General features: G+C 42.0%; 17 protein-coding genes. 6 read left to right on the forward strand and 11 right to left on the reverse strand.

The annotated features are described in order from the left end of the window. Window positions 1-254: 254 nt before the first annotated feature. Window positions 255-632 (reverse strand): NifB/NifX family molybdenum-iron cluster-binding protein, encoded by a 378-nt coding sequence (locus tag WKT20_RS03785; RefSeq protein ID WP_117700542.1) that lies wholly within the window; start codon window positions 630-632, stop codon window positions 255-257. 172 nt (window positions 633-804) lie between these two features. Here WKT20_RS03785 and WKT20_RS03790 point away from each other — a divergent pair, with 172 nt between their 5' ends. After that, window positions 805-3,483: a valine--tRNA ligase gene (locus WKT20_RS03790; protein ID WP_270652969.1), complete on the forward strand. Its 2,679-nt coding sequence runs from the start codon at window positions 805-807 to the stop codon at window positions 3,481-3,483. A 75-nt stretch (window positions 3,484-3,558) separates the two neighbouring features. Here the strand turns inward: WKT20_RS03790 and WKT20_RS03795 are convergent, their stop codons facing one another. The 10 genes from WKT20_RS03795 to lnb all read right to left on the reverse strand — a co-directional run bounded on the left by WKT20_RS03795 (window position 3,559) and on the right by lnb (window position 15,428). After that, window positions 3,559-4,446: a hypothetical protein gene (locus WKT20_RS03795; RefSeq protein ID WP_340416857.1), complete on the reverse strand. Its 888-nt coding sequence runs from the start codon at window positions 4,444-4,446 to the stop codon at window positions 3,559-3,561. A gap of 28 nt (window positions 4,447-4,474) precedes the next feature. Then, the gene (locus WKT20_RS03800) at window positions 4,475-4,921 is read right to left on the reverse strand and encodes a DUF6108 family protein (RefSeq protein WP_117700539.1); all 447 of its coding nucleotides are present in this window, start codon (window positions 4,919-4,921) and stop codon (window positions 4,475-4,477) included. Window positions 4,922-4,933: 12 nt separating this feature from the next. Beyond that, window positions 4,934-5,401, reverse strand: coding sequence for a hypothetical protein (locus tag WKT20_RS03805; protein WP_117700538.1), 468 nt, complete (start codon window positions 5,399-5,401; stop codon window positions 4,934-4,936). Next, a complete protein-coding gene (locus WKT20_RS03810; RefSeq protein ID WP_117700537.1) occupies window positions 5,398-5,904 on the reverse strand; it encodes an RNA polymerase sigma factor in 507 nt (168 codons plus the stop codon). Before WKT20_RS03810 ends, WKT20_RS03805 begins: the two co-directional genes overlap by 4 nt. Window positions 5,905-6,696: 792 nt before the next feature. Further along, window positions 6,697-7,695 (reverse strand): MBL fold metallo-hydrolase, encoded by a 999-nt coding sequence (locus WKT20_RS03815; RefSeq protein WP_340416858.1) that lies wholly within the window; start codon window positions 7,693-7,695, stop codon window positions 6,697-6,699. 11 nt (window positions 7,696-7,706) lie between these two features. Continuing rightward, entirely contained in the window at window positions 7,707-8,156 is a 450-nt protein-coding gene (locus tag WKT20_RS03820; RefSeq protein ID WP_117700534.1) for a hypothetical protein, read from the reverse strand. A gap of 59 nt (window positions 8,157-8,215) precedes the next feature. Beyond that, window positions 8,216-9,205 (reverse strand): DUF6340 family protein, encoded by a 990-nt coding sequence (locus WKT20_RS03825; protein ID WP_117700533.1) that lies wholly within the window; start codon window positions 9,203-9,205, stop codon window positions 8,216-8,218. Between the two features lie 144 nt (window positions 9,206-9,349). Next, window positions 9,350-12,646 (reverse strand): preprotein translocase subunit SecA, encoded by a 3,297-nt coding sequence (gene secA / locus WKT20_RS03830; RefSeq protein ID WP_340416859.1) that lies wholly within the window; start codon window positions 12,644-12,646, stop codon window positions 9,350-9,352. Window positions 12,647-12,735: 89 nt separating this feature from the next. Continuing rightward, window positions 12,736-14,319, reverse strand: coding sequence for an alkaline phosphatase family protein (locus WKT20_RS03835; protein ID WP_340416860.1), 1,584 nt, complete (start codon window positions 14,317-14,319; stop codon window positions 12,736-12,738). Continuing rightward, window positions 14,319-15,428 (reverse strand): lipoprotein N-acyltransferase Lnb, encoded by a 1,110-nt coding sequence (gene lnb / locus WKT20_RS03840; RefSeq protein ID WP_340416863.1) that lies wholly within the window; start codon window positions 15,426-15,428, stop codon window positions 14,319-14,321. Before lnb ends, WKT20_RS03835 begins: the two co-directional genes overlap by 1 nt. Before the next feature lie 280 nt (window positions 15,429-15,708). Between lnb and WKT20_RS03845 the strand changes: the two genes are divergently transcribed. Genes WKT20_RS03845 through WKT20_RS03865 form a run of 5 tightly spaced genes read left to right on the forward strand, consistent with a single transcriptional unit; the run spans window position 15,709 to window position 20,988 of the window. Continuing rightward, window positions 15,709-16,434: a type III pantothenate kinase gene (locus WKT20_RS03845; RefSeq protein ID WP_117670939.1), complete on the forward strand. Its 726-nt coding sequence runs from the start codon at window positions 15,709-15,711 to the stop codon at window positions 16,432-16,434. Then, the gene (locus tag WKT20_RS03850) at window positions 16,424-17,695 is read left to right on the forward strand and encodes an OmpP1/FadL family transporter (protein ID WP_340416861.1); all 1,272 of its coding nucleotides are present in this window, start codon (window positions 16,424-16,426) and stop codon (window positions 17,693-17,695) included. Before WKT20_RS03845 ends, WKT20_RS03850 begins: the two co-directional genes overlap by 11 nt. Before the next feature lie 39 nt (window positions 17,696-17,734). After that, window positions 17,735-19,096, forward strand: coding sequence for a tetratricopeptide repeat protein (locus WKT20_RS03855; protein WP_118025965.1), 1,362 nt, complete (start codon window positions 17,735-17,737; stop codon window positions 19,094-19,096). A 4-nt stretch (window positions 19,097-19,100) separates the two neighbouring features. Next, complete coding sequence (gene lptC, locus WKT20_RS03860) at window positions 19,101-19,721, forward strand: LPS export ABC transporter periplasmic protein LptC (RefSeq protein ID WP_118025966.1); 621 nt, start codon at window positions 19,101-19,103, stop codon at window positions 19,719-19,721. 10 nt (window positions 19,722-19,731) lie between these two features. After that, window positions 19,732-20,988, forward strand: a complete 1,257-nt coding sequence (locus WKT20_RS03865) for a hemolysin family protein (RefSeq protein ID WP_304126338.1) — start codon at window positions 19,732-19,734, stop codon at window positions 20,986-20,988. The last annotated feature ends 54 nt before the right edge of the window (window positions 20,989-21,042 follow it).

Below are 21,042 nucleotides of genomic sequence, written 5' to 3' on the forward strand. Positions count from 1 at the left end.
AAGAATCTCTTACAAAGATAGTGATTTTATCAAAAAGGAGACTCTCCATTCTTCCTTTTAAAACAGCATCCTATTCTTGACATACCTTTGAAATATTTTCTTAACCACAAAGAATCTTTTACGTTTCTTACAGCAAAGCCTTATGTTTTCCCGACGGAAAACGTATAGCTCCACCCGGAAAAACATAAGGCTCTCACAAGGGAGACATAAAACACCCTGCTTCATTTCTCCCTACATACAAAGGGGATTATAAATCAATGATTCGGACACTGATGTTCTCCACCCTCATGATGATGATCGCAACCTACGCCAGAATCCTGTATCTTTCCAGCCAGATAGGCCTCAGCCACTTCCATCACTGAACCATGGCATCCTCTGATTACCTCTATGCCACAAGCTGAAAGTTTGGCCAGCGCACCGGCTCCCATATTGCCGGCCAACATCACGGTCACCCCGTCAGCCTGTAATTTAGAAGCAATATCCGACTTACATCCACAACCCTGCGGAGAAGGGAGCACTTGCGTACGAGCTATACGGTTCTCTTCGTCTACCGTAAAAATGGTGTAAAACTCACAATGACCGAAATGGTCGTCTATCAGACCGTTTCTTGTAGGTAAAGCTATCTTTTTCATACGCGCTTAATTTGATAATTTATTGGTGCAAAGGTAAAGAAAAAATGCCTGTACTTACACTATCGGGCCAGAACAAATGAAGTTTTCGGGCAAAGCCCCCTAAAATCCAAGTAGTTTTATTATTTTTGCAGCCGATTATACGATAAACATAAATAATAAAGATATTATAACCATGGAATTAGCAAGTAAGTACAATCCCGCTGACGTGGAGGGAAAATGGTATCAGTATTGGCTGGATCACAAACTTTTCAGTTCTAAACCCGACGAACGTGAACCTTACACCGTCGTCATTCCTCCCCCTAACGTGACGGGAGTGCTCCACATGGGACACATGCTGAACAATACCATCCAGGATATTCTTGTAAGACGTGCCCGCATGATGGGAAAGAATGCGTGCTGGGTACCGGGTACAGACCATGCATCCATCGCTACTGAAGCAAAGGTGGTAAATCGTCTGGCTCAACAAGGCATCAAGAAAACAGACCTTACACGTGAAGAGTTCTTGAAACATGCATGGGCGTGGACAGAAGAACACGGAGGCATCATTCTGAAGCAGCTCCGCAAACTGGGCGCATCATGCGACTGGGACCGTACGGCTTTCACCATGGACGAGGCCCGTAGCAAGAGCGTAATCAAAGTGTTCGTAGACCTTTATAACAAGGGACTGATTTACCGTGGCGTACGTATGGTAAACTGGGACCCGAAAGCACTGACTGCCTTGTCTGACGAAGAAGTAATCTACAAAGAAGAGCATAGCAAACTGTATTACCTGCGTTATTACGTAGCTGATGACGACATGAGCGGTGAAACAGGAGCTGAAGGTGAAATCGTACACCGCGACGCACAAGGTCGCCGTTATGCCGTAGTAGCTACTACGCGTCCGGAAACCATCATGGGTGATACGGCGATGTGTATCAACCCGGCAGACCCGAAGAACCAGTGGCTGAAAGGCAAGAAAGTTATCGTTCCGCTGGTAGGACGTGTGATTCCGGTTATTGAAGACAGCTATGTAGACATTGAATTCGGTACAGGTTGTTTGAAAGTTACTCCGGCACACGACGTGAACGACTACATGCTGGGAGAAAAATACAACCTTCCTTCTATTGATATTTTCAATGACAACGGTACACTGAGTGAAGCTGCCGGATTGTATGTAGGTATGGATCGCTTCGACGTACGTGCGCAGATTGAAAAAGACCTGGATGCAGCAGGATTGCTGGAAAAGGTAGAAGCTTATACGAATAAGGTAGGTTTCTCTGAACGTACCAACGTAGCCATCGAACCGAAACTGTCTATGCAGTGGTTCCTCAAGATGCAGCACTTTGCCGACATGGCATTGCCGCCGGTAATGAACGACGAGTTGAAGTTCTACCCTGCCAAATATAAGAATACATACCGCAACTGGCTGGAAAACATTAAAGACTGGTGTATCAGCCGTCAGCTGTGGTGGGGACACCGTATTCCGGCTTACTACTTGCCGAAAGGTGGTTTCGTAGTAGCTGAAACTCCGGAACAGGCATTGGAACTGGCTAAGGAAAAAACCGGAGATGCAAACCTGAAGATGGAAGACTTGCGTCAGGAAGATGACTGCCTCGACACCTGGTTCTCTTCATGGTTGTGGCCGATTTCATTGTTCGACGGTATCAATAACCCGGGCAACGAAGAAATCAAGTACTACTACCCGACTGCCGACCTAGTAACCGGACCGGACATCATTTTCTTCTGGGTAGCACGTATGATTATGGCTGGCTACGAATACATGGGCGACATGCCGTTCCGCAACGTATACTTCACCGGTATCGTACGCGACAAGATTGGCCGTAAGATGTCAAAATCACTCGGTAACTCACCCGACCCGCTGGAACTGATTGAACAGTTCGGTGCCGACGGAGTGCGTATGGGAATGATGCTGGCTGCTCCTGCCGGAAACGATATTCTTTTCGATGAAGCACTTTGCGAACAAGGACGTAACTTCAACAACAAGATATGGAATGCCTTCCGTCTGGTAAAAGGCTGGCAGGTAGCCGACATCGAACAGCCGGAATATGCCAAACTGGCCACTGAATGGTTTGACTCTATGCTGGCCAAGACCGCAGAAGAAGCAAACGACCTCTTCGGTAAATACCGTCTGAGCGAAGCGTTGATGGCTGTATATAAGTTGTTCTGGGACGAATTCTCAAGCTGGTATCTGGAAATGGTGAAACCTGCATACGGACAGCCTATCGACAAGGTAACCTACGAAAAGACATTAGCATTCTTTGAAACCTTGCTGAAACTGCTCCATCCGTTCATGCCGTTCATCACAGAGGAGTTGTGGCAGCACATTTACGACCGTCAGCCGGGCGAAAGCATCATGACCCAGACGCTCGTAAAAGACATGCCTTACAACGAAGCACTGATTGCACAGTTTGAAGCTGTGAAAGAAGTAATCAGTGGCATCCGTACCATCCGCCTGCAGAAGAACATCGCACAGAAAGAAGCGTTGGCACTTGAAGTAACTGGAGAAAATCCGGTAGCCGGCTTTGGTTCTGTAATAGCCAAACTCTGCAACTTGTCAGAAATCAAGCAGGTAGAAACCAAGTCAGAAGGAGCTGCTGCCTTCATGGTGGGTACTACAGAATATGCCGTACCATTAGGTAACCTGATTAACGTAGAAGAAGAGCTAAAAAAACTGGAAGCTGACCTGAAATATCAGGAAGGATTCTTGCAAAGCGTAATGAAAAAGCTGAGCAACGAAAAGTTTGTCAGCAAGGCTCCGGCCAATGTCATTGAAATGGAACGCAAGAAACAGGCTGATGCAGAAACGAAGATTGCAGCATTGAAAGAAAGCATTGCTGCATTGAAGCGTTAAGCTACTTGTTTCCCTAAAAATAAAACCCTTCCTAAATAGCTGACAGTTATTTAGGAAGGGTTATCTTTTAATAAATCAGAACAATACAAGACCTACAGACAGGGCGCTGAACTCAGGACCGTACGCCGTATCAAGTATCTTACAAGGACTATATTTTACGTAAAATCCAATCGTCTTATAACCTATAGATGCCTGAATATCTATTGTCACCGGAGTTTGATGGATGTTGCTATCGGTCAGCTTAAATTCCTGTCCATCCAATTTATACCTCGTTTTCAGACTGGCATGTGTATTGAAATTGACAATTGCTCCCAGACTGAAGTTGAAATTATTCTTTGTTTCATGAGTAAGCATGACAGGAACAGCCCAACTGAAAACTTTGATACGTGAAAACTGAATGTCGGCTTCTTCTGGATAACTACCGATGTACATATCACTACCCGCATCTTTTATAAAACGCTGCCTGCTGGTCATCCGGTAATTGCGCCAGCTGCATGCCACTCCGATAGAAAGAGAAGTTTCCGTAGCCCACGGATAACACTGCCATCCGAGAGTAGGAGTAGTAACCTCCCATGATGATCCCATGCTGACATCCATATTTTCAGGAGCTCCCTGCACGCAGGAAAGTCCTATCTTAAAATCTTTCAGCACAAACTCATTACGCTTATGCCTTTTTTCCGACGTGCGTTTTCTAAAAGGAATATTAAAATCCCAGTTGCCGCTGCGCTCCTTTGTTACCGAAACATCCGAAGGAGATATTTCCACTTCACGAGCATAACGGAAACCCGGATTATCTTTCTTTCCATTGATTTCCACAAGGAAGCGATTTCCAGACTCAGTGATTGTCACCCGTTCGGGATTCTCCACACTCATGACATTTTCCACCTTCAGTGAATCTCTACTTTCGGCATATCCGCCAGTTGCAGTCAGCAGAGTGACTGCAAGCAAAATCATTTTCTTCATATCTTATCGTATCTTGTTTGTTTGCATTTCATTTGAACATCTGTTTCAGTTCTTCCAGAGTAACTTCTCCTTCCATGTATACCACCGTCACTTCAGCCTTCTTTTTGCTGCCAGGCGCGACCAAAGTATTCCGATAGAATAAATACCTGTAATTGTCATCCCGTGGCGGAAAACAGTAAAAACCGTAATATAATTTCTTACCCACTCTGCCCTCCTCCTTATCAACTGCCGCTAGAGCATCCCGACTGACAAACTCCTCTATTTCTTCCGACACAGCCGGAGCATCAGTGACTGTCAAGCTGCGAAACAAGGTCAGATGATACTTTTTCAATTCTTTCCCTTTGATAAGCACCTCTACGGCACGTTTGTCATGCTTAAAGCGACTTTCAAACAAGGCGTCTACATGCATACCTTTCTGTGCATACCCAGACAACACAGACAGCATGATTATCCATAATATAACCCATCGTTTCATATCATCTTGTCATTAATTATCCATTGATATAGTATCATTTTCTTCCAACGTCTGAAACAAATCCGACAACTGCATTTCGACAGTTTCCTCCGGTGAATAGTGACGAACCTTTTCCACAGACTTCAAAGCCTCGGAAAATACAATTTCCTTGTCGGTACAACGTTCCCCGTTAATATAAGCCACACACACATTGGTTCTTTCCGTCAGCTGCCAAGTTGTAATCAGAACAATGATTCCCATAACCGCAGCTGCTACATAATGCCACATTCGTACACTGCGTGTATGCGGTCGATTGTATATGGAACGTCTTGTAACAAAATATCCCATCACAGCACGAAGTTCATCGAACTCCTTGCCTTGTGCAGCAGGAGTAGCTAAAAAACGTGCCAGTGCTTCTTCTTCAGCCTCACTCGTTTCAGCCTCAAAGTAGCGGTTTGCCAGCTCTTTCCACTGTTGAAAAGTTCGTTCGTTGTTTTTCATCGCTCCATTTGTTTTAAGTAACATTCTCTAATTTCTTTTCTCGCTCTCGATAGTTGCATACGTACTGCTGCCTCCTGCATACCCAATATGCCGGCTATTTCATTATATTTCTTTCCTTCATATTCTTTCATGTGCAGAATCTGCTTCTGAAGTGGCGTCAATCTAGATTCAATAATACGCTCAACCATACGGAACTGCTCTTCCTTTTCCAACACCTCGGCTGCTGAATCGGAAATAGATTCATCTCGATTTTCGTCCAGCTCCACCGTAAGCAAATGATTCTTTTTACGCAAAGTATCGATACACAGATTCTTTACCGTAACAACTGTAAGCGCCTCTGCCTCTTCACGCGAATCGATTCGGTCTGCATGCTTCCACAGACGGAAGAAAGCCTCCTGCAACGCATCGTCAGCATCCTCTCTGCTAGGAAGGAGGCGCATTGCCAACTGGAGAAAACTTTTTCTCAAATCGGTGAAAGTTGATATCAATGTTTCTTTACTCATGCTTATTAGAATCGTCGTAGAAGTCATTTCTCAAAAAGGTAAACGTAAAACTATATCTTTTGTAACAAAAAAAGACACAAAAATCTTATCTTTTATTCTCAGGACAAATAAAAGACAAGACAAAATGAGTACACAATCATCTACAACAGAATCTGGTCAAACAATTGATTACCCCCAAAAGTCCACCATATTTCCGAACTGACATATTTTCCTTTGAGGAATATAAATGAAATTCTGTCAGCTAAAACTGACAAATGAAGCAGACGATTTGTCAGTCTTTGCCAAAGCAATTGATTTACATCAACAAAACAACAGAAAAATAAAATTACATGCTATAAAACATGTTTTTCAAAAAAAAGGCATTACCTTTGCAGTGTAATAAAACGAACGAAGGAACCTGAAAGGGTTCTGGAGGAAAGGATAAAAAGATTAAGGATAACAACAATAGGTAACAAAGATTTGAAAGGTCCTCTGCGAAGAGCACCTCGAAGAACAATAACTAAACTAGAGATTAAGATACAATAGGTACTAACAAAAAGCAAATGAAAGGATAACAGTTATGAAAAAGGTAACAAAGATTTTCAAGAAGATTGCAAATGCAGATCCTATGATCTGGGGGTACGTCATGTTGAGTGAAAACGCTCACACGAAGTAACCCGCTGCCGATGACCGGCGGATTTATTATGATTAGAAAACGAAACAATTGACAATAGAAAGTCCGGAAATCTATTTTCTGACCATGTGCAGAAGGTAAGATTTCCGGACTTTTTTTATTTCTTGACGATATAATCTCTATCGAATCGGTTGTAACTTGATAATCTCCCCTAATTCAGGAATTATGACCGGCATACCGCGCTTCTTGGCTTCTGCCGCAAACACATGAGGAGGATCGAACAAAGGTTCATCCGAAAGGTCAAAAGTGCCATAGTGCATTGGAATTGTAACCTTTGCATGCAAATCTGCCGAAGCAGTCAATGCATCGTATGGAGATATATGATTCGGCTTCATAAACCAGCGAGGCTTGTAGGCTCCAATTCCTACCATGCAATAATCTATATGAGAAAAAAATCCTGCAATTTCTTCAAAATGCCGGGCATATCCAGTATCTCCACTATTATAGATGGTAATACCATCTCCCTGAATCATAAATGAGCCCCACAAACGCTCTCCTCCATCGCTTACACCACGCTTGCTCCAATGCTGGGCAGGCAAAAAGGTCAAGCGGAAATCGCCATCGACATACTGTTCATACCATGCAGCTTCTATCACTTCCAGATTAGGGAACCAGCTTTTTATCAAAGCCCCCGTATTCAAGCCACAAAAGAACTTAAGTTGAGGATTATCTGCTACCAGACGTGCTACACTCGGTTTATCCAGATGGTCAAAATGATCATGACTAATAAGCAGATAGTCTATCTGACGAAAAATAGACGGATCGGCAGGGAATTGACTTCGGCGTTTGACAAACGGAATACTTCCATATACAGGATCAATCATCAAACGCTTTCCACTCAATTGAAGAAAAAAAGAGTTATGCCCCAACCAAATCAATGAATTACCCACCACTTTCTCCAGAGAGGTGAGATAATGCACTTTAGGATTCCATTTGATTGTACGCTTTTCTTTCCGCTGGGGATTAGGAGAGAACCGCCATTTCAGGACACTTCCCATCCCCGGTTTCCAACGGTGCTGACGGTTAAAAAATTTGCCATTCACAGTCGGATTCCCTCTCCAATGAGGGTGTATGCTTCGCAACCCCTCATTGCGGCGGAATGTGATTCGCTCTCCCATTCTAGCGGAATTTAACGTTCCAACAAGTCCTTCAAAAAGGCATCCAATTCTTCATCCAACCCTTTTAGCAGCTCATCATTCAGCAACAAGGTCTCATCTTCGTCCACAAGAAGCAGTTCGGCTACCGTTTCTTTGTCTTCGTCAACCAGCACAAAAGAGTAAGGCTTCATCAGACAAAGCTTCTCCAGTTTTCCGCTCTCTTTCAGCGCCTCAACCTCAGCACGAAGAATCGGTTCTACTACAGTATAGAAGTCATCACTCTCATATTCTACCCACTCATTGATGATTGTACGCGACAATTCCTGATCGTCATCGTCGAAAATAATCAGCTCACCACTTTCTGAGTTTGGTTGCAAATGAATATCTGTAACGACCGTTTCATCTCCTTCTGATGCATACCGGCAAAGGGCAGTTTTCAGAGCCGAGACTATTGAAGCACGTGATTGTTCACTCATTTTCATAGGCTATATTCTTTTTATGTACTCAAATGTACAAAAAAAATGAATCGGACAAGATATTATTAATTGATTTTGTTTCCAAAACGAGCCATTTGAAGGTTCAGCAACTGAAAATCTTTGGCGCGTTCCTGCAATACTGTAGAATAAAAGAGTGCAGCACGTTCTTCTTCCGAACCTTTAGATGCACAACTTTTTGCTTTTTCAATCCAAGAAACAGCCTCATCCATCACCCCCTGTACCTCACAGGCTAAAGCCATATTGAAAGCAGCGCGTGATTTCAATTTTCCCTTTTTCAATGAGTCGTATAAATTCTTCCACAAACGGCCTGCTTCCTGCCAGTCTCCTTCTCGTAGTGAAACTGCTGCATCACGCATGTCGGGATTTCCTCCATCAAAATAAATTCGTTCTACATTCTTCCAATGAGGAACTAACTGGTTAACAAGCGTAATACCGGTATGTTGAGAAGCTTCTTTCACTACATCATGGTCAGATAACATAGGAGTTAAATCCCATAACATACTATCCACCTTACTGATAGTTACCACAGGCATTACCCTAGAAGGAATGTATGCACGCACTACCGGACGGATTTTCAAATCAAAAGCAGCAAAAGGGGAGATTAAACCCGGATAGTAGATTTCTTTCTTTCCGGTCAACAATTGAATTCTGTCCACTGAAAGAATCATATCGACCCCAAGTACTTGAGTTAAACTGTCTACTACCGGTTGAGGGAGAATTTCTCCTCCTGTCAATTCCTGCGTAATTGCTGAATCTGAAATAACTACCTGATAGAAATAATGACTATCAGCCAGTCCTCCAGCCAAACTTTCCGACAAAACCTTCCCATCTCCTTCCAATCGGCCCAATGTCAATAAATCCTTTTTAGGGAAAGGTATAGCAGGAGCATGGTTCACTACTGCCACCGTACGAACCTGCTCAGGAAAAGTAACCTCTGCGGGATATAACTGATCAAACGTAAAAGGCTGAAGTCCTCCACAAGAAACCAGCATAGTAGCTGCTAAAAGGATTCCGGCCATAATGTATTTCTTCATAATTCACTACTTTTTTGTTCGCAAACAAAAATAATAAATAAAAAAGACACGGATTCCATCGTTTTCACAGATTATTCTAAATTAAGAAATAAAAATCTGCAAACGGTGAAAACCGTGTCTTAAATATCTCAATCAAGTGCTTAATCAGGCATTTTTCCCGTGACAGTTTTTATATTTTAATCCGCTGCCACAAGGACATGGGTCATTGCGACCGACTGTCTTTTCTGAGCGATAAGGCTCTTGCTTCTGTTCACGAGTATCACGACCTGCTGCTTCACGCTGGTCTGGGTCAGTCAAATCCTGCTTTTCTTCACGATACTGCTGGCGGGGAGCCTGAGGTTCAGGAGCGGCTTCACGCACTTGTTCCGGCTCCTGCACCGGTATCTGACCACGCATCAATACAGAAATAGTGTTGTTGTTAATCTTGTTGACCATGTTATCAAACAGATTCACAGATTCCAGTTTGAAAATCAATAGTGGATCTTTCTGCTCATAACTTGCGTTCTGCACAGAATGCTTCAGTTCATCCAGTTCACGCAGGTTTTCTTTCCATGCATCATCAATTGTATGCAACAAGATGGCTTTTTCGAACGACTTCACAATTTCTTTTGACTCGCTTTCGTATGCAGCTTTCAAGTTTACTGAAATGTTGTACATACGCTTACCATCAGTAATAGGTATCATGATATTTTCATACATGTGTCCCTGAGCCTCATATACCTGTTTGATAACCGGATTAGCAATCTGAGCCATACGTTCAGTCTTACGTTTGAACAATGCCATAGCTTCCTGGAAAGTCTGTTCTGCCAGATCGTCTTTCTTCTTGGAACGGAAATCTTCTTCAGTAAACGGAGCTTCCATAGCCAGAACCTGAAGAATTTCCATCTTGGCATCATCATAAGTCGGCTGCTGTACGGCATTGTAGCAACGTTCCCAAATCATATCTACAATATCCATTCCGATACGTTCTCCCATAAGCGCATGACGACGTTTGGTGTAAACCACTGTACGCTGCTTGTTCATCACGTCATCGTATTCCAACAGACGTTTACGGATACCAAAGTTGTTTTCTTCCACCTTCTTCTGTGCACGTTCAATGGAGTTAGAAATCATCTTGTGTTCAATCATTTCTCCTTCCTTAAATCCTAACTTATCCATCACAGTAGCAATACGGTCGGATGAGAACAGACGCATCAAATCGTCTTCCAAAGAAACAAAGAATACAGAAGAACCCGGGTCACCCTGACGTCCGGCACGACCACGCAACTGGCGGTCTACACGACGTGATTCGTGGCGTTCTGTACCAATAATAGCCAGACCACCGGCAGCTTTCACTTCTGCACTCAGCTTAATATCGGTACCACGACCGGCCATGTTCGTAGCAATAGTTACCGTAGAACTCTGACCTGCCTTCGCTACAATTTCAGCCTCCTTCTGGTGTAACTTCGCATTCAATACATTATGCTCAATCTTACGCAGGGTAAGCATCTTGCTCAACATTTCAGAAATTTCTACTGAAGTAGTACCTACCAGCACCGGACGACCAGCCTGTACCATCTTCTCAATTTCTTCGATTACGGCTTTATATTTCTCACGTTTCGTTTTATAAACGCGGTCGTTCATATCAATACGGGCAATCGGACGGTTTGTAGGTATCACCACTACATCCAGCTTATAGATATCCCAGAACTCTCCTGCTTCTGTTTCTGCAGTACCGGTCATACCGGACAATTTATGGTACATACGGAAGTAGTTCTGTAAAGTGATAGTTGCAAAAGTCTGTGTAGCAGCTTCTACCTTCACACCTTCCTTCGCTTCTACAGCCTGATGCAGACCATCACTCCAACGACGGCCATCCATGATACGTCCTGTCTGTTCGTCGACAATCTTTACCTGACCATCCATTACCACATAGTCCGTATCTTTTTCGAACATGGTATATGCCTTCAACAGCTGGTTGATAGTATGTACACGCTCTGCTTTAATGGCGTAATTGGTCATCAGCTCATCTTTCTTAGCCAGACGTTCTTCATCAGAGAGCCCTTTCTGATTTTCAAGTTCAGACAGCTGAGCTGCAATATCAGGAAGTACGAACAAGGTAGGATCCTGTGAGTTACCAGTAATCAGATCTACACCTTTATCAGTCAAATCTACACTCTTCAGTTTTTCATCGATCACAAAATACAAAGGTTCTACCGCTTCCGGCATACGCTTGTTATTCTGTTCCATGTAGATTTCTTCTGTCTTCAGCATACCAGCCTTGATACCCGGTTCACTCAAGAACTTAATCAACGGCTTGTTTTTAGGCAATGCCTTGTGGCTACGAAAAAGGGCGAGGGAACCAGCTTCCTGATCTTCCTTCTTATCTGAAGCAATCAAACGTTTGGCATCGGCCAAATACTGGGTAGCCAGTTTACGCTGCGCTTCTACCAGACGTTCTACCAACGGACGAAGCACTTCAAATAATTGCTGGTCGCCTTTAGGCACCGGACCTGAAATAATCAACGGCGTACGTGCATCATCAATTAAAACAGAGTCCACCTCATCGACAATGGCATAATTATGCTTGCGCTGTACCAAATCCTTCGGAGAAACGGCCATATTATCACGCAAATAATCGAAACCGAATTCATTGTTGGTACCAAAAGTAATATCTGCCATATAGGCACGACGACGAGCTTCAGAGTTAGGCTGATGCTTGTCAATACAATCTACACTCAGTCCATGGAACATATAGAGCGGGCCCATCCACTCAGAGTCACGCTTTGCCAAATAATCGTTGACAGTTACCACGTGTACTCCATTACCCGTCAAGGCATTCAGGAACACCGGAAGCGTTGCTACCAAGGTTTTACCTTCACCGGTTGCCATTTCCGCAATCTTACCCTGATGTAATACCACACCACCAAACAACTGTACATCGTAATGTACCATGTTCCAGGTCATTTCGTTCCCACCCGCTTTCCAATGGTTTTTCCAAATAGCTTTGTCACCTTCAATGCGGACAAAGTCACGTCCCTGGGCAGCAAGTTCACGATCAAAATCGCTAGCTGTTACTTCCAGTTCTTCATTTTCTGATAAACGGCGAGCTGTATCTTTTACAATAGAAAAAGCAGTCGGCAACACTTCACTAAGTGCTTTCTCGTATTTTTCCAGGACTTCTTTCTCCAACTTATCAATTTGAGAGAAAATAGCCTCACGTTTTTCAAGGTCAGTAGATTCAATTGTTGCTTTCAGTTCTTCAATCTTTTTATTCTCCTCTGCGGCTGAATCCTTGATAAACTTCTTCAATTCTTCTGTTTTCGCACGTAGTTCATCGTTCGTCAACTTGGAAATTTCCGGATAAACGGCTTTTACCTTTTCTACCCACGGCTGAATTTCCTTCATGTCACGAGTCGCCTTGTTTCCGAACAGCTTGCTTATAAATTCATTAAATCCCATTGTATATTTCTTTTTATTATTTACTAATTAATTATTTTTTAATCCTACCGCTACAAAGATAGGTAAATTACGAATTATTCGCATAATATTTATTTACGAATATTAATCATTGGAGCATCTGAGCAAGCATTTGGCGCCCGTATGCGCATAAAATGAGCTAAAGTAGGTACAATTGAAGTAATTTTCACCGGAGAATAAAGCTTTTCAGGCTTTACATCAAACCCCATAAACACAAGAGGAGCCGCAGTATATGCTTCACGAACGACCTCTATTTTCTGAGAATATTCGTTGACTACGGACCATCCAGGCATTACTTCTACATAAATATCACCCGAGCAATTTGGATTATATGTATTTCGAATTTTTCCAATCTTCGGAGTCCATGCCCCCAAAAGTAAACGCTGTGCTGAATAAGCATTCTGTACCCCGCTCATTTGCACCACAAACTCCGAAGAACGGGTCATAACTTCCACCAAATTCAGTTTACGTTCTTCTATCAACTTATGATTCAAATAAATCTGTCGGTCATAATAGGTCTCCACATATTGACCTTGCCCATAAAGAGCCATTAAATACATGTTCAGCAAAGCTACACAGCGCTTAATATGAAATTCTCCACCAGGAATCCTGTATTTAACCGGATCCACAGGTTCCGGATCGGTATAACCCGTAGAAGTGATGAAGAACAAAGTATTACGAAGCCCGATTTTACGGTCTATCAAATCCAACAAATCTCCAATACTATTATCCAGACGGACATACATATCCTGTATTTCCATCGCATATTCCGTATTGGGTTTGTGATCATAATTTCCTGCATAATAAGACAAGGTCAATAAATCCGGAGCTGCGTCCTGACCAATTTGTGTATTGCTTAAACATGCATTCACCAAACGATTTACCTCGTCATTTATATATGGGCTTGTTTTAAACTTCTTATATTTATCCAAACGCTCATCAGAGAAATTATGCTTAAAGCTAAGTTGCTTGGTTTCAGTAGTGATATACTGATAAGAAGTTACCGGCAAATAAGGAAGCCATTCCAAGTTGTTGATACGAAAATCAAGCCCCTCCTTGTCATTATAATTGCTCACCCACAACGGGCAATCACCATAGTAAGTCGTGCCAGCCCATTTCCCTGTTTCATCATTCAACCAAAAAGCGCCATTTGCTGCATGCCCGGCAGCTAAAACAGCCATTTCACGAGTCGGTGCAATAGAATAGACTTCAGCCCGCCCCTGAGTAGCAACCTTCAATTCATCCGACAAAGTAGAGCAACGTAACAACTTAGCCGAAGAATTTTCAGAGGTGTATACTCCCATAAAGTCCTGGTCATCTACAGATTTTATAATCCGTAAAGACCCGCGGTCCATCCACCGGTTAGAAGGTATACCATTATAATAAGGTGTAGTGCCTGTATAAATCGAAGCCGTCGCCGACGAACGGTCCACATTAATAAAATCATATTCCGCATTGGTATATATACGCCCTTCTTTTAAAAGGCGTTTAAACCCTCTTTCCCCATACAATGCAGAAAAAGCTTCTATGTAATCTGCCCTCAACTGATCAATCGTCAACCCCACCACCAATCTTGGGACCGGAGAAGGAGCTTGCGCCTGAATTCCAGAGATGACAAATACAGTCAATAAAGATGTCAGTATACGTTCTTTCATTACTTTTTATTCAATACTAATACATGGCTTGCAGCATTTACCAGCAAACCGAGTGCCAAAGGTAATACTGTTAAATTAAAATCTTGCGGTAAAAACGGGAATAGCACCATAAAAAGTGTTAAATACACCAGATTGCAAGTATGATACAGGTCTTTTTTATGTTTTAACTCACGATAAATCATAAAAGGCAGATAAAACAATGGCAACGGATTAAACAAGAGCAGCAACCAATTTGAACCTACAGTCGGATGAGAAGAAATGAAAAACAAGAAAGCAATAATACAGCCGGCCATTCCTTGAACTGCATACAATAATATATCCCACCCCCAGAAGATCATTTGCTTCCTCCACTGGAAGAATCCGATAATTACATTCAAAAGCAAGAATAAAGCAGCGGCTATCATCGGGGTTATCTTCCTGGATGATTCTGTGTCCAATTCTGCATCTACAATTTTTTCCTCACGCAAAACCAAAGGCCGCCTGACACCATCAGGAGTTTGAATATATGCATCCTGAGCAAAATAACGCATATAAAACGGAGCAAACATTTGCTGCCTTATATCTATCGGCTTATCAGCTTCCGCTCCAAGACACAAATCTATAGCTAATTCATCCCACGGAGACCCTTTGGTAAATTCATGCACAATTCCTCTGAACGTTTTATGCCAACTTACGGAAGGATACACGACTTGTCCCTGAATGCTTTTTTCTATCTGATCACGAGCACGGGTCGTACAATTATCATAGAAATAATTATAACGATAAATTCTGTTTTCCGGAAGATAATTGTCCTGAAGCAATTTCAGCAACGACATTTTCTCCGAATATGTCAAATTCAGGATCTGCTGATAAACCGAAGAGCCCCTGAATGCATATTCCGATTCAAAATAAGGATAAGGTGTAATTCCTAACTGGTAGTCTGTTTCACCTTTTACAAAGCGATATACAAAATGCGGCGTATTGAAACTAAACATTCCATAATTAAACACCAAATCCACGCCTCTGGAAAAATTCTGATAACGAATAGCTGTATGACCAAAAAGTGCATAGATTTCATTACCCGGCGCACAAGTCAGCAAACTGAACTGAATGCTATCAGCTTGCGGCATTTTTTCCACATTATCCGAGATTTCTCCCCTAACCCTTACCGGAGAGAAAAGGCAACTTATCAAGACCACCCAACACAGAAAAACAAGCTTCTTTTTCATAAACAAATACAAATATCACCAGACACCGGTATATCCTGAAGTATCTGAATAATTCATAATATTTTTTTTCGCATGCAAAAATACACGGATTCTACCATAAGAGCGAAATAAATAATCAGTTTTATTGATGTGCATATCCAAAATTTTATCTTACTTTGCAGGCGAAACAAAGAAAGAAAACGTGAATCTAGTAATTGATATTGGTAATACTGTAGCAAAACTGGCAGTATTTGATGGTGATAAAGTGGTGGAGGTTTTAAGAGGGTCCAATCATTCGCTGGACTGGCTGTCAATGTTATGCAACAAATATCCAATCGAAAGAGGTATCATAGCATCGGTTATCACACTCAGTAACACCATACGACGCCAATTGGCGGGAGTGCCATTTGAAATCATTGAGCTGAACCACCTGACTCCTATTCCCATCCGTAATTTATACAAAACGCCCGAAACTTTGGGCATGGACCGACTGGCAGCCGTAGTGGGTGCCAACTACCTTTCACCCGGAAGAAATCTGCTGGTAGTAGATGCAGGAACTGCACTGACCTACGAGTTTATAGATGCAGAAGGGAATTACTGGGGAGGAAATATTTCACCCGGAATATACACTCGTTTTAAAACACTGAACGCCTGTTGCGATAAACTTCCTTTAATTGAAAGAAAAGGCGAGACACCCGAATTTGGATTTGACACGGAGACTGCAATCCGTGCCGGAGTCATCAGGGGAATAGAATTCGAAATCATTGGCTACATCACCCTGCTGCAAAAGAAATATCCCGACCTTTTGGTTTTTTTAACTGGAGGAGATAAATTTTCTTTTGATACAAATTTAAAAAGTATCATCTTTGCAGATAGATTTTTAGTATTGAAAGGTTTAAACAGAATATTGAATTATAATGTTAAGTAAGAAAATACTTGTTGGTTCATGGCTTTTAGCTAGCTCTACAGTGGTGTGTGCGCAAATAAGCACTAACTCACCTTATACACGTTATGGACTTGGGGACTTGTTCGACCAGAGCTTTACAAACAATGCAGCAATGGGAGGAGTAGGTTATGCACTCCGGACACCCGAGCATATAAATGCCATGAATCCAGCTTCTTATACGGCTGTCGATTCTCTTTCTTTTATTTTTGATGCCGGAATGTCTTTAAAAAGTTCCAACTTTCAGGAAGGGAAATACAAAGCCAATGCCAAGAACTCCAGCTTCGACTATATCGGAATGCAGTTTCGCTTGCATCCTAGACTGGGCATGACGATTGGATACACTCCTTTTTCTACAGTGGGGTATAACTTTACCCGTTCAAAAGAAATAGAGAATAGCAGCGATGTTACCATATCCAATAATTTTTACGGAGATGGAGGATTGCAGCAAATTTTTGGAGGTGTTGGATTCAAGATTCTGGATAATTTATCTATCGGTGCTAATATCGGTTATTTATATGGTAAGCTCAATTACCAGACGACAGCCAGTCTCAGCAACGGTGGCGACCAGACCATAACCTACAATACGGTATCTATCAGCAGTTATAATGCAAGCTTTGGTCTTCAATATACCCAGCCGATAAACAAACAAAATGAATTGACTTTAGGTCTTACCTATAGTTTAGGACATACCCTAAACGGACATGATACCCAAGGAACACAGATTACTAACGGAACTAATTATTCTGTCGTAAACCAGCAACAAATAGATGACTCTTACGGAATACCTCATATATATGGAGGAGGTTTAGCCTGGAAACATAAAAAGAATCTGACAGTAGAAGTGGATTATACGTTGCAAAAATGGAGCGGAGTAAAATACAACAATCGGACAGATTTATACCAAAACCGCTCTAAAGTAGCCATCGGAGCTGAATTTTTACCCAAGGAGTTTGGAAGAAGCTATTTTAGCCGTATACGCTATAGAGCGGGTGCCTATTATGCGAACTCTAATCTCCAAATTCCAGTGTCACAAAATATGACAGACGGTCCTAAAGAATACGGTGTCAGTGTCGGATTGGGCTTGCCTTTAAAGCTATACCAACGAAACAGTGTATTAAGCATTACCGGACAGTACATTCATGCCAATCCTTCTGTAAGCGACATGCTATCAGAAAATCGATTTGTCTTAAAGATTGGATTGACATTCAACGAACACTGGTTCATGAAATGGAGAGTAAATTAATATGAAAATAAACACAATGAACAACTAATCTTACATACGATGAAAATGAAAATGTTTACAATGCTGTGTGCTTTATCTTTGGGTACCACAGCAGCTTTCGCTCAGAAAGGTGTAGAAGACGGATCTCGTTTCGGACATGGAGAAGACAGTATCCGTTGTTTGCAGAACATCAGTATTTACAGTGAATACGTAAAGACTGACAACTTTACAGATGCATACAAGCCTTGGATGGCTGTATTTACAGAAGCACCTTTAGCTCAGGTTAGTACTTATACAAACGGAGCTAAGATTTTGCGTGCTTTAATTGCCAGTTCTAAAGATGCTGCTCAGCAGAAAAAGTATCTGGATGAATTGATGGCTGTACATGACCAACGTATCAAGTACCTTGACGGATTGAACCAGTTGGTAAGAACTCCGACCACAAAAGGCTCTATCCTCGGAATGAAAGCCCACGATTACATTGCGTTCTCCGGAGCAAACATAGATATAAATAAGGCTTATCAGATGGTCAAAGAAGCTGTTGACCTGGAAAAGGCAGCCTCAGATTATTTCATGTTCCAGGATTTGATGGATATTTCTGCCCGCAAATTGAAGAGCGATGACACTCACAAGGAACAGTTCATCCAAGACTACCTGACTGCTTCAGGCTATGCCGATGAAGCTTTGAAAGCTGCGACAAAAGAAAGAGACAAAAAGTTGTTGAAAACAGCAAAAGACAATGTGGATGCATATTTCATCAACAGTGGTGCAGCAAGTTGTGAAAACCTGCAGGCTATCTATGGTCCGAAAGTAAGCCAGAACAAGACAAATCTGGATTACTTGAAACAGGTTATCAACGTTATGCAGATGTTGAAATGTACAGAAGAAGAAGCTTATTTCGTTGCTTCCGAAGCTGCTCATGCCATTGAACCTACAGCCGCTACCGCAGCAGGATGCGGATACATGTATTACAAGAAAGGTGACATGGATAAGAGTGTGCAATATTTTGACCAGGCCATTGAACTGGAACAGGAAGCAGACAAAAAAGCGGACTATGCATATAGCGCAGCAGTAGTATTGTTCAGCAAAAAACAGTTGAGCAAGGCTAAACAATATGCAAACAAAGCTATCTCTTTCAACGGAAGCTACGGAAAAGCTTATATCCTGATTGCACAGATGTATGCATCAAGCCCGAACTGGAGCGACGAAGCAGCTTTGAACAAATGTACTTACTTTGCAGCCATCGATAAATTGCAGCGCGCAAAGAGCGTAGATCCTAGCGTAGCAGAAGAAGCTCAGAAGCTGATCAATACATACGCCGGACATACTCCGAAAGACGAAGACCTCTTCTTCCTTGGCTTGAAGAAAGGTAACTCGGTAACAATCGGTGGATGGATTGGTGAAACAACAACCATCAGATAAGTATATGTCAACCAGACTAAAAAAGCACATATATAAATTATTTATCAACATAACAGTTGCCACATGGGCAACTGTTATGTTTCTTTTTGTTCCTGCATGCGGAAACAAAGAGAAACCTACTGCTGCAGCCGTAAAAGAAGGAGATTCTCTTCCCGACATGCGTACTACAGGAGTAACCACCCTCGTGTCTGACTCAGGAATGATCAGATACAAGATTATTACAGCTGAATGGCTTATCTACAGCCACCGGAATCCTCCGTTCTGGGCGTTTGAAAAAGGAATCTATCTGGAGAAATTCGACAGTCTTTTCCATGTAGATGCAAGTATCAAAGCCGACACAGCTTATTACTACGAGCCCAAGAAACTATGGGAACTACGTGGAAACGTCCATATTCAAAGCCAAAGAGGCGACAAATTCGACACGGAACTAATGTTCTGGGATCAGGACAAAGAGAAAATCTATTCTGATAAATTTATCCGAATCGAACAGGTTGACAAGGTACTGACTGGATACGGTTTTGAATCCAATCAGCAAATGACCGAATACCAAATCTATAACAACACGGGAATCTTTACCGTTGAAGACAATGCTGTCCAGGCAGACAGCACACAAACTTCCAAATAAAACTATTAGTATGGAGCTTATCATCCAACTACTTATATCTATGGTGTTTTCAGCCTATTTTTCTGGTATGGAAATCGCCTTTGTTTCTTCCAACAAATTACGTTTTGAAATGGAAAAGACGAACAATGTATCGTCTTACATCCTTTCCGTATTCTACCGGCACTCTAATAATTTCATTTCCACCATGTTGGTAGGAAACAACATTGCATTGGTCATCTATGGTATTTTGATGGCTCAACTTATTGAACATTATATACTGGCAGATGTGATTTCAAATCAGGCACTGCTTGTTCCTATAGAAACCGTAATTTCCACATTGATTATTCTTGTCACCGGAGAGTTTCTTCCCAAAACGCTCTTCAAGATTAATCCCAACGCTACTCTGAAATTTTTCAGCGTGCCTACATTTGCATGCTACATCATACTCTACCCCATCAGTCGTTTTTCATCGTTGCTTTCAAGCGGTATTCTTCATCTTGTGGGGGTAAAGACAAACAAAGAAGACCGGGAAAAAGCATTTACCAAGGTCGATTTGGATTACTTTATTCAAAGCAGTATCGAAGAAGGCAAAGAAGGAGAAGAAATAGACAATGAAATTAAAATATTCCGCAACGCACTTGATTTCTCCAATGTCAAAATACGTGACTGCATGATTCCACGAACGGAAATCATAGCTGTGGATTTTGATACTCCGCTCACTGAACTCAAAAAGGTATTTATTGAAAATGGTATCAGCAAGATAATCGTTTATAAAGAAAATATCGACAACATTGTGGGATACATTCATTCATCTGAAATGTTCCGCAGCAACGACGAATGGCAAAACGGTATTCGTAGCATCCCCTTTGTGCCTGAAACAATGGCTGCCCACAAACTGATGCGAATTTTCAAACAGCAAAAGCGTTCACTAGCTGTAGTAGTAGACGAGTTTGGAGGCGTTTCAGGTATCGTGGCACTGGAAGATTTGATTGAAGAAATCCTAGGCGACATTGAAGATGAACATGATACCACATCCATCGTCGCCAAGCAGATATCGGATAACGAATACATTTTCTCCGGAAGAATAGATATAGAAAAAGCCAATGAAACCTTTGGCCTGAATCTGCCTGAGAGCGAAAACTACCAGACCATCGGTGGACTTATTCTGAATGAATGTCAAAGCATACCCAAAGTAAACGACGTCATTCAGACTGAGAATTTTACCTTCAAAATTATCAAAGTAAGCGCCAATAAAATAGAATTGGTCAAACTGTTTACCACGAAATAAGCATTTTTTTGAGAGAAAATAGTGACTAAACAGTATTTTTTGTATCTTCGTGCG

Origin of the sequence: Phocaeicola sp. ICN-14070 (genome assembly GCF_037892625.1) — a bacterium.
GTDB classification, from domain to species: domain Bacteria; phylum Bacteroidota; class Bacteroidia; order Bacteroidales; family Bacteroidaceae; genus Phocaeicola; species Phocaeicola plebeius.